A 12,079-nucleotide genomic window follows, 5' to 3' on the forward strand; every position below is an offset into this window, starting at 1 on the left:
GCGCGGCGGGGCGCGGGGGTCAGGGTGAGCGGGGGTCAGGGTGAGCGGGTCTCGGCCAGCGAGGCGAAGGCGATGACGTTGTCGGCGTAGCCGGTACGCCCGCCGATCCACTGGCCACCACAGGTGATCAACCGCAGGGCCGGCGCTCCGCTGTCGCCGTAGACCCGGTCGGCGGGCAGGGCCGACTTGTCGAAGAACTCCACCGAGTCGACCCGGAACACCACCACCCGGCGGTCGTCGCGGGTCACCTCGATCCGATCACCTGGCTTGAGTTTGCGCAGGTCGTAGAAGACCGACGGCCCGTCCTTCGAGTCGACGTGGCCGACGATGATCGCCCGGCCCGGCTCGCCGGGGGTCGGACCCCGGTCGTACCAGCCGGTCTCCTGGTGCCGGTCCAGCGGCGGGACGTCGATCGACCCGTCCCGGGCCTGACCGACCGGGGCCACCGGGGCGGCCACCTTGATCGTCGGAACGGTGAGCCGGACCGGTCGGCTGGCCGGCAGGCCGCCCGGCGTGGGGCTCTGCCGGGCACCGGCCGCCGGACGCTGCGCCGTCGTGTCGGTCCGGTCCAGTGGCCCGACCGTACGACCCAGCCCGGCCCCGGTGGCGAAGACACCCAGCAGCACCAGCAGCACGGCCAGCGGCACCGACCAGGGACTGCGGGTCGACGCCGGGCCCCCGGGCGACGCCGCCGGCCCGGGGACGCCCGGCTGCGCCGTCGGCCCACCGGGCGGTGGGAACGGGCCACCACGCGGCGGGAACGCAGCGACACCCGGCGGGATCAGCCCACCGGGTGGCGGGAACGGACCGCTGCGGGGTGGCACCGGGCCGCCCGGCGACGCCTGGCCACCGGGTAGCCGGACCGGGTCGTGGTGCTGCGGGTTCGGGCCGGGGGACGGTCGGAACGGACCGTTACGGGGGCCTGAGGGGACGGGCGGTGGGGGCATGGTCAGCTCCCGGCGACGCCACGCGGCCGGCGGGCCGCCACGATCCCGACGACGGCCCCGGCGATGGTCAGCGCCAACCCGCCGGGCACCAGCAGTCCGCCGGGCAACCCGCCGTCCGCCGCACCGCCGAAGCCGGTGTGCGGACCAGGGCTGGGCTTGACCTTCTTGACCACCTGGAGCGCCGTCGAGGCGGTCGCCCCGTCGGGACATTCCAGCTTGATCCGGTAGTTGCCGGGCCGGACCCGGTCCCTGACCATCGGGGCGGCGGTGAGCCGTCCGTGCTGCGGCTGCACCTGGACCCGACCGAAGGCGTCCGAGACGACTGTCGCCGGGATCGAGTTGTCGTGACAGCTCGCCTCGATGCCGACCAGATAGCCAGGCTCGACGGTGCCCGGGGTCACCTCGACGAAGACCACGCCGGGCGGTGGTTGCGGATCTCCGCCCTGGTCCGGCGCGGGTTGCCCCGGGCCGGGGGCCGCAGCAGCGACCGCCGGGCCGACGACCGGCCCGGCCAACAGCAGGGGCGGACCAGCGAGCAACGGCACAGCCGGCGGGACAGCCGCAACCGGGACAGCGGAGACCGGGACGGCCGAGATGGGCGGAGCAGCGGAGACCGGGGCGGCGTGCCAGAGCGCGGGGGCGAGGGCACCGACGGCGACCGCCAGCGCGGTGCGGTACAGCGCGATCGCCACCATGTCCCCCTCCCGGCGCCCAGGGCAGCGCCGGACGACCCGGACGCCGACCTGCCGTACGGGATGAATCGTCTCACCCCCCGACCGACGGCACATCCGATACGGCGGAACCGTCGCGTACGCTCGGGTCGCTGTGACCTCCATCGACCAGAACCCCGCCGTCCCGGTGGCCCCGTCGGCCACCCGGATCCGCACCTTCCATCCCCGTCGGGGCCGGATGAGCAGCCGGCAGACCGACGCGCTGGCCCGGCTCTGGCCGGCGTACGGGATCGAGATCGCCGACCTCGACGGGCCGGTCGATCCGGCCGGGTTCTTCGGTCGCGGTGCGCCGGTGGTGCTGGAGATCGGCTCGGGGATGGGTGACGCCACCGCGGCGATGGCCGCCGCCGACCCGGACCGGGACTACCTCGCGGTCGAGGTGCACACCCCGGGCATCGCCCACCTGCTCGACCTGGTGCAGCGGGACGGCCTGGGCAACGTCCGGGTCGCCCAGGGTGACGCGCTGGACCTGGTCCGGGCCATGCCGGAGCGCTGTCTGGACGCGGTGCACGTGTTCTTTCCCGACCCGTGGCCCAAGTCGCGGCACCACAAGCGGCGCATCATCCAGCCGGAGCACGTGGCGTTGCTGCGGTCCCGGCTGGCCGGCGGCGGGACGCTGCACTGCGCCACCGACTGGGCCGAGTACGCCGAGTCGATGCGCTCGACGCTGACCGCCGACCCGGAGCTGGTCGACGGGTACGCAGGCTTTGCGCCCCGCCCCGACCACCGCCCGGTGACCAAGTTCGAACGCCGCGCGCTGACCGCCGGGCGTCCCGTCTTCGACCTGATCCACCGCCGCCGCCCCTGAGCCCGTCGGACCGCCCGCCCGGCGGTATCCGACCGCCGGCGACACCGCCTCCTCGGCCATCCGGGAAACCGGGCGGGTGGCGGGGACCGATCGGGGCGGGCGGGTGGCCCGGTTGGCGGGCGGGGTGGTGGTGCGGGCACGATGGGGACGCTATGACGCTGACTGCCGCGCTGCCTCGAAGCGCCGACCCCGACACCCTCTTCGACGCGTTCGCCGGCTGGGCGTCCGAGCGTGGGCTGAACCTCTACCCCCACCAGGAGGAGGCGGTCATCGAGATCGTCTCCGGCGCCAACGTGATCATGAATACGCCGACCGGTTCGGGCAAGAGCCTGGTTGCGATCGCGGCGCACTTCACCGCCCTGGCCGACGACCGGACGAGCTTCTACACCGCCCCGATCAAGGCCCTGGTGTCGGAGAAGTTCTTCGCGCTGTGCGAGGTGTTCGGCGCGGAGAACGTCGGCATGCTCACCGGCGACGCCAGCGTCAACGCTGACGCCCCGATCATCTGCTGCACCGCCGAGATCCTGGCCAACCTGGCGCTACGCGAGGGGGCACGGGCCGACGTCGGCCAGGTGGTGATGGACGAGTTCCACTTCTATGCCGAGCCCGACCGGGGTTGGGCCTGGCAGGTGCCGATCATCGAGCTGCCGCAGGCGCAGTTCGTGCTGATGTCGGCCACCCTGGGGGACACCACCCGGTTCGTCGACGACCTGACCCGGCGTACCGGCCGGTCCACCGCCGTCGTCCGGTCGGCCGAGCGGCCGGTCCCGCTGATCTTCTCGTACGCGATGACGCCGCTGCACGAAACGCTCGAAGAGCTGCTGGAGACCAAGCAGGCCCCGGTGTACGTGGTGCACTTCACCCAGGCCGCGGCGCTGGAACGCGCCCAGGCGCTGATGAGCGTCAACGTCTGCTCCCGGGCCGAGAAGGACATGATCGCCACCGCGATCGGGAACTTCCGGTTCACCTCCGGTTTCGGCAAGACGCTGCCGAGGCTGGTGCGCCACGGCATCGGCGTGCACCACGCCGGGATGCTGCCCAAGTACCGCCGGCTCGTGGAGACCCTGGCCCAGGCCGGCCTGCTGAAGGTCATCTGCGGCACCGACACGTTGGGCGTGGGCATCAACGTGCCGATCCGCACCGTGCTGTTCACCGGCCTGAGCAAGTACGACGGGGTACGCACCCGGCTGCTCAAGGCCCGCGAGTTCCACCAGATCGCGGGTCGGGCCGGACGGGCCGGCTTCGACACCATCGGGCGGGTCGTGGTGCAGGCCCCCGAACACGTCATCGACAACGAGAAAGCGCTGGCCAAGGCCGGCGACGACCCGAAGAAACGCCGCAAGGTGGTGAAGAAGAAACCACCGGAGGGCTCGATCGGCTGGGGCGAGCCGACCTTCCAGCGCCTGGTCGAGGCCGAGCCGGAGCCGCTCACCTCCAGCTTCCAGGTCAGCCACTCGATGCTGCTCAACGTGATCGGCCGGCCGGGTGACGCGTTCGCCTCGATGCGGCACCTGCTCACCGACAACCACGAGGACGCCGCTGCCCAGCGCCGACACATCCGTCGGGCGATCGCCATCTACCGGGCGTTGCGCGCCGGTGGGGTGGTCGAGCAGCTCGACACGCCCGACGAGACCGGCCGGCGGGTCCGGCTCACCGTCGACCTCCAGCTCGACTTCGCGCTCAACCAGCCGCTGTCGCCGCTGGCGCTGGCCGCCATCGAACTGCTCGACGTCGAGTCCCCGTCGTACGCCCTGGACGTGTTGAGCGTGATCGAGTCGATCCTCGACGACCCCCGCCAGGTGCTCTCCGCGCAGCAGTTCAAGGCGCGCGGCGAGGCGGTCGCCGCGATGAAGGCCGACGGCATCGAGTACGAGGCCCGCATGGAGCTGCTCGACGAGGTGACCTGGCCGAAGCCGCTGGCGGAGCTGCTGCACGCCGCGTACGAGATGTACCGGCAGGGGCACCCCTGGGTGGCCGACCACCAGCTCTCCCCCAAGTCCGTCGTGCGGGACATGTACGAACGCGCGATGACCTTCGGCGAGTACGTGCAGTTCTACGGGCTGACCCGCTCCGAGGGCCTCGTCCTGCGCTACCTCGCCGACGCGTACAAGACGCTGCGGCAGACCGTCCCGGAGGACGCCAAGACCGAGGAGCTGATCGACCTCATCGAGTGGCTGGGCGAGCTGGTCCGCCAGGTCGACTCCAGCCTGATCGACGAGTGGGAGCGGCTGCGCAACCCCTCCGACGTCGCCGACGCCGCATTGGCGCACGCGTCGCTTGAGGAGCGGGTGCCGGCGGTCACCCGCAACGCCCGCGCCTTCCGGGTGCTGGTCCGCAACGCGTTGTTCCGTCGGGTCGAGCTGGCCGCCCTGCGCCGCTGGTGGGACCTCGGCGAGCTGGACGGCGCATCGGGCTGGGACGCCGACGCCTGGGCGGAGGCGCTGGAGCCGTACTTCGAGGCGTACGACGGGATCGGGGTGGGGCCGGACGCGCGCGGCCCGGCGCTGCTCATGATCGAACAGGGGCGGGAGAAGTGGGCCGTCCGGCAGATCCTGGACGACCCGGAGGGCGACCACGACTGGGGGATCAGCGCCGAGGTCGACCTGGCCGCCTCGGACGAGGTGGGGGCCGCCGTCGTCCGGGTGACGGACGTCGGGCAGCTCTAGCGCGGAGGTCGGGGTGCGGTCGGCTGCCGGATCGACCTGACGGTGGTCGACCCGGCCCCGCCGACCGTGCTCGACCCGGCCCCGCCACGGTGCTCGGCCCCGCTCCGCCACGGTGCTCGACCCGGCCCCGGCGAGGCGGCGGCATCACCTGTTGGTGACACCGCCACCTCGCCCACGGTGCGCCCGCACCGCCCGGGTGACCGGATCGGTCAGGAACCGGCGGGTTCCTCGGCCGGTCCCGCCGCCGTGGCGGCGTGCAGACCGTGCGTCGCGAGATCGTCGGCCACGGCCAGCCCGAGCCGCACACCGCCGACGTTGGGGCCGAGATCGATCCGGTCCTCGTCGTCCACGGCGAACGCGTCGAACACCCAGTGCACCCCGAGGTAGACCCGGCTACGACCGTTCTCCTCGATCATCTGCCACAGCCCGCCGGGGAACCGGCGTGCCAGGCGTGGACGTACCGTGCCGGTGTTGTCCACGCTGATGCCGTTCAGTTCGTCGGACACGAACTCCAGCCCGTCGGCGAGGTCGTCCGGGCCGTGGCCGCCCCGGCCATAGAACTGGCGCACCGTCTGCAGTGCCGCCGCACCGAACGTCGCGTGACCCGACGGGTAGGCGGGGAAGTTCGGGGTGCGGTTCTTCTGCCCGACGTTGTTGGTGTTCGGCGCACCCGACGGCAGCCACCCGATGTCAGTGTCCGGGTCCAGTTCCGTACCGCCCTGTCCGGTCGGCCCCAGCGCACTGTCGTGCTCCCGGATCCCGACCACCGGACGCCACAGGTCGTGGCGGTACTTCTCGGTCCAGCAGAGAATCCCACCGTCCGCCATCGCGGTGTTGACCAGTGCGAACAGCCTGGCGTTGGCGGCCGGGTCGTTGTCCCGCGCCCGGGCGACCCGCCGGACGATCTGGTTGAACAGTCGTGGTGGCGTGCCGAGGCCCTTGGCACCGTCGTAGGCCCAGAACAGCCCGATGCCGGTTTCGGTGGGCGTCCGCTGCGGGAACCGGTCGGGCAGCGTACCGGTGAGGTGCGCGGCGATGCCCTTGCCGCGGATCTGCCGCAGGGCCCGCCGGTAGGCCCGGTCGCCGGGACGCGGCGGGCCGTCCAGACGGTGGCGGACGCTGACCGCGAAGCAGGCTGAGCGGGCACCGTGGAAGGGCGCGTAGAAGCCCTGCCCGGGGTTGTCCGGGTCCTCCCGGTGGTGTTCCGGGGCGAGCGAGGGCACGTAGCCCTCGTCGCTGTGACCAGGGTCGCCCCGGCGCAGCGCCAGCAGCTTCCCGGCCACCCGCCGCCCGTAGTCGTGGCTCTCGGCGGCGTGTTTGCCGTCGACCAGCCCGGCCGCGAGGTGCCGGGCCGCGAAGTGGTCCCGCTGCGCCGGGTAGAGCGCGCTCAGCGTCGTCCGGGCCGCGCCCGCGACGGCGGCGGCCACGTCGCCCCCGGTCGGCGGCGTCGGCAGCCGGTTGCCGAGGTACGGCTCCTGCCCGCCGACGATGCCGAAGAACGCGTCGTGCATGGCGAGGTGGGTGATGGCCAGCGCCCGCGAACTGCCGAGCGGGCCCCGCGCCCCCGCCTCGGTCGGATCACCCGTCGTGTGGGTGACCCGGTCCGCTTCCAGAGCGACCTCGTTCCAGTACATGATTGGGTCCACGATGCTCCCCCGAGGTGTGGTGGACAGACAGTTTCTCGACACCCGTACCGCATTCGGATGGGCGGCCAGAATTTGACGCGCATTGCGGGAACAATTCCGTTGGGTGCAATTCTCGCCGGGTCTGAGCTGCGGCTACGTCGGCGATTCGACGCCCCGATCCTGGATTGGATGTCGACAATCAATGGTTGCCACCGGCGGCACGACGGGTCAAGCGAAAGCACCGAAATTGTGGGCGACTGTCGGGAGTAGGCATTCGAGAAAACGGTGCAACGGAACCGGGCACGTACGTTGTGCCAGGTGACAGCCCCGCCCGGGGGTCGACCACACGGGGCTGGGCCACGCGCCCCCGCCCCGGAGCTTCCGGCGGGCGGGCCGCGTCCACCGGACGCGCCGGGCCGACGATCTCCGGGACCCGGTGATGTTCGGACCGCAACGATGCGGCGCCGGCCATCTCTGAGACCCTATGTAGCCAAACTCGCCGACCCTATGTAGCGTACGGCCCATGGCGTCATCCCCTCGCATGACGGCCGCCGTGGCCGGCGTGCTGGCGGCGTTTCTCACCGACCCGGCAGCCGAACGGTACGGCCTCGACATCATGCAGGTGACCGGCTATCCCAGCGGTACCGTCTACCCGATCCTCAGCCGGCTGCAGCACGCCGGCTGGCTCGACGCGCACTGGGAGGACATCGATCCCTCCGCGGCGGGCCGGCCGGCCCGTCGCTGGTACCGGCTCAGCGCCGACGGCCTCGTGGCCGCCCGGGCCGGGCTCGCCGCCTACCGGCAGCGCACCGCCACGCCCGGCGCGGCCGTCCGGGTGGAGCCGACGTGGGCTTCGTAGACCGGCTGATCGCGGCCTGCCTGCGGACGGCCGCCCGGCGCTGGCCGGTCAGCCAGCGCGACGACATGGCCCGCGAATGGGTCGCCGAGGTCGCCATGCTGCGGCAGCGCCGCGGCACCGGATGGCGCCGGATGGCCTTCGCGGCCAGTCTCGCCGTCACGCCGCTGACCTTCGACGAGAGTGGGGCGCCACGCGGCAGCTGGGAGTGGATGCGGGCTGGGGCGACGCTGCGGACCATGGCGCGGGTAGCGATGGCCGGCGCTTTCGGCTACGGGCTGGCCCTGGTCGTCCGGGAGATGGTCACGTCACTGCCGGAACTCGTGCCGGCCGACGACACCGGGTTCCTGATCGGCCGCCTGTTCCATGCCGGCGTGACCGCCGCCGTGGTGATGGTCTACGCCGTCCTGGTGGGTCGGTGGGCCGGTCGGCGTGTGGCGCCGGAGCCGGGCCCGGCAGGCAGTCTGGGCGCCGCCGCCTCGGTGGTCGTGCCGCTGGCCGTGCCGATGCCGTACGTTCTGGCCGAGCTGACCTACGAACCGCTGGTGGTGTCCGTGGCGATGGCCGCGGTGTGGGCGGTGACCACCGGGTTGCTGGTGGTCACCGGCATCCGCGGCGCCCGGATCTGGCCGGTGGTCGCCGTGCCGGTCGCCGTGGTCCTGCCGCCCGTCGTCGGCGTGCTGTTGTCGCAGGGCGTCCCGGGCGTGCCGATGTTCCTCCTACCAGACCAGCTGGCCGGCGTCGGACTGTTCCTGCTGCCGTGGACGGTGTGTGCGGTCGTCTTCGGCCGGGCCGTGGTGCGCCGCTGGTCGGCACCGGCCGAGGACGGGCTCGCGTCGCGGGCCTCGGCTGCCGTACCCGCCGTTGCGGTTCCGGCCGCCGGCCCCCGGGTCACCGTGGTCCGGGTTGTGCTGACGGTGCTGGCCGCCGCCGCGGCGCTGGTGTGGGCGATCGGCATGACGGTGTGGCAACCGTTGAGCGAGCCGACCGACGGCGCGATCGGCGAGAACAACACGTACTGGGCCCGGGAACTGCGCTGGAGCGCGTTGATCGCGATCGTCCTGAGCCTGGTCGTGCAGGTACGCGGGGACCGCCGGGCCACCCGCGGCGTGCTGTTCGGCGGGGTCGCCGGGCTGGCCGCCGACATCGTGCTCGACCAGCTGGACCTGACGTCCTCGGCCACCACCGGGCTGGCTGTCGCGGCGGTCTCGGTCGCCGTGGTGGCCTGTGCAGTCATCGGCGCCGCAGCGGTCGTGCCCCGCCCGCCGGTGCTGCTGACCGTGGCGATCGTCGCCGCCGTGCTGTCGGCCATCACGACCCAGACCGAGTCACCGACCGACGGGGAGCCCGGATTGAACCTGGGCAGTGCGGCTGCTGGTTCGCTGCTTGCGGCGGTCGCCGTGCTCGCCGCGGTCCGCGCGGCCGGGACGGTCAGCCGCTGGCGGGCCGCCGCCACGGCTGCGGCCGTCCTGCTCGCCGCCGCCGGCCCGTGGCTGGTGCGCCTGCGGTATCCGCAGCCCGTTGACGGCCGGTTCCACGGGGTCCTGCTGGCCCTCGCGCTGGCCCTGTTCGCCGTGGTGATGCTGGCCGGGCCCCGCCCGCGCACGGCCCGGCAGTGGCTGCGCCCCATGGTGGCCCTCGCCGTCGCTGCAGTCGCCATCCCTGCGCTGATCGTGCCGCTGACCTACCTCTCGATCCTCCTGCCGGTCGGCAGCCTATTCACCGCGATGGCCGGCAGCCCGCCGGTCAACAGCGCCGACCAGGACACCATCGGAGCGCTGATCGCGGTGGTGGTCGGCCTGGTGGTGGCGCGGCTGCTGCGGCCGCTGGTGTTGGACCCGGCGCCGGGATTGCCGGAGTCGGGCGTCACCGCACCGGCCGGTCAAGGCGAGCCGCCGTTCTGGCGGGCGTTCCAGGGCTCCTGAGCAGCGCGGACACGGCTGCTGGCCGGTCCAGCCGAAGATCTCGGTCGGCTGGTCGCTGGCCAGCGCCCCGAAAGTAGGTCTGGACGGTCATCGCGGAGTCCGTCAGACCTGCATCGTGTACGCCACGAACGGACCGTTCCATGTCAACCCCCGCCAGGTGGATCTGGACACCGCAAGGCTCGACTGGACAGGACAAGAGAACCCCCCTCCAGACCCTGGGAGATGTCACACCCGTCGATTAGAATGTATGTACTAATCGAGTTCCTGACCTGGGAGGACGCTCGTGACCGCGCCCGTCAACGCCCCCCTCACGCCGTACGCCACCCTCCTCGGCTTCACCCGGTACGTCGACCGCACCGGGCCCACCAAGGCAAGCTTCGTCGGCGGGCTGCGCAAGCAGCGAGCCAGCCGGCACGGCTTCAACCCGCACGGCCAGTTCGTCAAGGCGCTCAAGGCCGACATCGCCTTCCACACCGGCGGCACCCACCTGGCCGGCGTGGCCGACGTGGTCAAGCCGCGCTGGCGTCCGCTCTACCAGGCACTGGTGCCCGGCGCGACGGCCTGGCTGGAGTCGCTGGGCGAGCCGGCCGGCATCGACCTGGCGCAGACCCGCGACGCCCTCGCGATGCTCGGCGACCTACCCGTCAAGATCAACCCCCACTTCGGCATCCGGTACGCCGACGGTCACGCCGAGGCGGTCCGGCTGCACTTCGACGAGACCCCGCCGAGCGAGGAGGCGGCGTTGGCCACCCTGCACCTGATGGCCCGACACATGGACGCGGTGCTGCCGCACGCCGAGCCGGTCCTGGTCGACGTGCGGCGGGGGGTGGCGCACCGGACACCCGAGCACGTCAAGTCGGCACAGGTGGAGCAGTGGTTGGCCGGCGAGGCCGCCGCCTTCCGCGCCATCTGGTCCACCGCCGCCTGATCCCGGGCAACGGCCGGTCCGGGAGGAGCAGAGCCCACCCGGACCGGCCAGCGCCCACCGGCAGCCCACCGACCCACCGCGACCACCCTCCCCCGGCCCACCCAGCAGCGCACCCCCCAGCAGCGTCGAGGCTCGGACGCTGCTGGCTTTCACCACCCCGCCCATCCCGCCGCGCGGACGCCCCCTGGACTCGGTACCACGGGGACCGGCGTAGCGAGGCCGAGGATGCGGGTCCGCGCGGCGCAAGATCGTGCTCGAACCAGGATGTAGTGGCCTCCAACTGCGGTCGGAAAAGACGCACCCGGTGCCGGGGAAGGGGCCCAGGTGTCAGGGAAGGGGCCACGGTGCCGAGCAAGGACCCCCAGGGTTCGGGGCAGGGCCCCTGGTGCCAAGGAAGGAGACCCGGGTCCGGGGAGGAGGCCCGTCCTACTTCGGAGGGCGGGCGAGGTGGATCAGTCCGTCAGGTGCTGGCCAGGGCATCGAGGATCTTGTTGGCGATGCCGACGCGGATCTTCCAGACATCGCCGGAGACGTCATGCGTCACGCTTGCCCTGACGGATCGAGACCCCGACGTCGACACCGAGGACCCACGGTTCGACACCAAGGAGCGGCCCACGGGTAGCTGCCGGAAGAACTCGCGCCAGCCGAGAAGACCGCGCAGGAACGCCTCCACCGAGTCCAGCGACGCCAAGGATCGGCCCACGGTTCGACACCAAGAATCGGCCCACGGGTTGACGCCAAGGACCGAGGAGTAGAGAACAGGGGCTCCACACCGAGAAGCCGGGACCGGGAGGGATCGGGGCTCGACGCCGGGTCAGTCCTCCGAGGCGGGCCGGCTGGCCGGGACCGTCGGCATCGGCCACTGCCCGGTCCGCACGATCGCCGACGCATCCAGCTGCTGGTCGGCCCAGACGTAGCTGTCCGGCAGCAGGTCGGTCACCGGCAGTTTCCGCAGCGCGTCGATCGGCCCGACGATGACCTGGATGCCCGGGTGGTAGTCGAGCAGTACCTGCCGGCATCGTCCGCACGGCGGAAGCACCCCGCGCCCCCGGTCGCCCACGGCGACGATGGTCTCCAGTTCCGTCTCCCCCTGGGTGGCGGCGGCGCCGAGGGCCACCAGCTCGGCGCAGGGGCCGCCGGTGAAGTGGGCGAGGTTCACCCCGGTGAACACCCGGCCGTCGGCGGTCCGGGCGGCCGCCGCGACGGAGTGGTTGTCGCTGCGGCAGCGCAGCTTGGCGACCGCAGTGGCCGCCTGGACCAGTGCGCGGTCGGTGTCCAGCATCGTCGTCGTCATCCGGCAGCCCCCCGTGTCGCGTCGTCCGGCGGTCAGCGTAGCCCGGCGACGGCCGGTTTCCCGGGCAGCGCTCCGACGGACGCGGCGACACCTGGACCGCCCGGCCCGCAGCACCGTGACCTGCGTCTCGACCCCCTCGGCCCGCAACGCCGTGACCCGTCGGCGCGTCGACACCGTGACCTGCCCGGACCGGAGGCACCCGACGGTGGGCGCGGCGCCGCGCCCGAAAGCCGCTACCCGGGGGCCGCCCCGCAACAGACCGCCACCCGGACCACATCCACACGGCGGAGGCGGCGCCG

Annotated in this window: 10 protein-coding genes; 5 read left to right on the top strand and 5 right to left on the bottom strand. The window is 72.7% G+C overall.

Translation table 11 applies throughout. The annotated features are described in order from the left end of the window. Window positions 1-35: 35 nt before the first annotated feature. On the bottom strand, window positions 36-647 hold the full coding sequence (locus AB0K25_RS17165) for a class F sortase (RefSeq protein WP_219469397.1): 612 nt from the start codon (window positions 645-647) through the stop codon (window positions 36-38). Between the two features lie 302 nt (window positions 648-949). Further along, window positions 950-1,642, bottom strand: a complete 693-nt coding sequence (locus AB0K25_RS17170; protein WP_357535975.1) for a hypothetical protein — start codon at window positions 1,640-1,642, stop codon at window positions 950-952. A 214-nt stretch (window positions 1,643-1,856) separates the two neighbouring features. On the opposite strand from AB0K25_RS17170, the gene trmB reads away from it, so the two are divergent. Both trmB and AB0K25_RS17180 read left to right on the top strand, forming a co-directional pair. Continuing rightward, window positions 1,857-2,486: a tRNA (guanosine(46)-N7)-methyltransferase TrmB gene (gene trmB, locus AB0K25_RS17175; RefSeq protein WP_219470850.1), complete on the top strand. Its 630-nt coding sequence runs from the start codon at window positions 1,857-1,859 to the stop codon at window positions 2,484-2,486. Window positions 2,487-2,638: 152 nt separating this feature from the next. Beyond that, on the top strand, window positions 2,639-5,152 hold the full coding sequence (locus tag AB0K25_RS17180; RefSeq protein ID WP_363821045.1) for a DUF3516 domain-containing protein: 2,514 nt from the start codon (window positions 2,639-2,641) through the stop codon (window positions 5,150-5,152). Window positions 5,153-5,361: 209 nt separating this feature from the next. On the opposite strand, the gene AB0K25_RS17185 is transcribed toward AB0K25_RS17180, so the two are convergent. Continuing rightward, complete coding sequence (locus AB0K25_RS17185) at window positions 5,362-6,798, bottom strand: hypothetical protein (RefSeq protein ID WP_363821048.1); 1,437 nt, start codon at window positions 6,796-6,798, stop codon at window positions 5,362-5,364. Window positions 6,799-7,300: 502 nt separating this feature from the next. Between AB0K25_RS17185 and AB0K25_RS17190 the strand changes: the two genes are divergently transcribed. From AB0K25_RS17190 to AB0K25_RS17200, 3 genes are all read left to right on the top strand, one after another. Further along, window positions 7,301-7,636, top strand: coding sequence for a helix-turn-helix transcriptional regulator (locus tag AB0K25_RS17190; protein ID WP_219469388.1), 336 nt, complete (start codon window positions 7,301-7,303; stop codon window positions 7,634-7,636). Next, entirely contained in the window at window positions 7,624-9,558 is a 1,935-nt protein-coding gene (locus AB0K25_RS17195; protein ID WP_363821051.1) for a hypothetical protein, read from the top strand. Before AB0K25_RS17190 ends, AB0K25_RS17195 begins: the two co-directional genes overlap by 13 nt. Before the next feature lie 283 nt (window positions 9,559-9,841). Further along, window positions 9,842-10,486: a hypothetical protein gene (locus tag AB0K25_RS17200; RefSeq protein WP_208568983.1), complete on the top strand. Its 645-nt coding sequence runs from the start codon at window positions 9,842-9,844 to the stop codon at window positions 10,484-10,486. A 460-nt stretch (window positions 10,487-10,946) separates the two neighbouring features. Here the strand turns inward: AB0K25_RS17200 and AB0K25_RS17205 are convergent, their stop codons facing one another. Together AB0K25_RS17205 and AB0K25_RS17210 are read right to left on the bottom strand one after the other, a co-directional pair. Beyond that, on the bottom strand, window positions 10,947-11,159 hold the full coding sequence (locus tag AB0K25_RS17205; protein WP_363821054.1) for a hypothetical protein: 213 nt from the start codon (window positions 11,157-11,159) through the stop codon (window positions 10,947-10,949). A 141-nt stretch (window positions 11,160-11,300) separates the two neighbouring features. Then, window positions 11,301-11,780, bottom strand: a complete 480-nt coding sequence (locus AB0K25_RS17210) for a cytidine deaminase (protein ID WP_208568985.1) — start codon at window positions 11,778-11,780, stop codon at window positions 11,301-11,303. Window positions 11,781-12,079: the final 299 nt, after the last annotated feature.

It is taken from the genome of Micromonospora sp. NPDC049257 (assembly GCF_040678915.1).
Classification (GTDB): Bacteria; Actinomycetota; Actinomycetes; order Mycobacteriales; family Micromonosporaceae; genus Micromonospora; species Micromonospora antibiotica.

What these genes read in the sequence shown, in the direction of transcription:
- AB0K25_RS17180 (WP_363821045.1), top strand. Translation starts at nt 2,639, where the DNA reads ATGACGCTGACTGCCGCGCTGCCTCGAAGCGCCGACCCCGACACCCTC.
- AB0K25_RS17190 (WP_219469388.1), top strand. Translation starts at nt 7,301, where the DNA reads ATGGCGTCATCCCCTCGCATGACGGCCGCCGTGGCCGGCGTGCTGGCG.
- trmB (WP_219470850.1), top strand. Translation starts at nt 1,857, where the DNA reads ATGAGCAGCCGGCAGACCGACGCGCTGGCCCGGCTCTGGCCGGCGTAC.
- AB0K25_RS17210 (WP_208568985.1), bottom strand. Translation starts at nt 11,780, where the DNA reads ATGACGACGACGATGCTGGACACCGACCGCGCACTGGTCCAGGCGGCC.
- AB0K25_RS17170 (WP_357535975.1), bottom strand. Translation starts at nt 1,642, where the DNA reads ATGGTGGCGATCGCGCTGTACCGCACCGCGCTGGCGGTCGCCGTCGGT.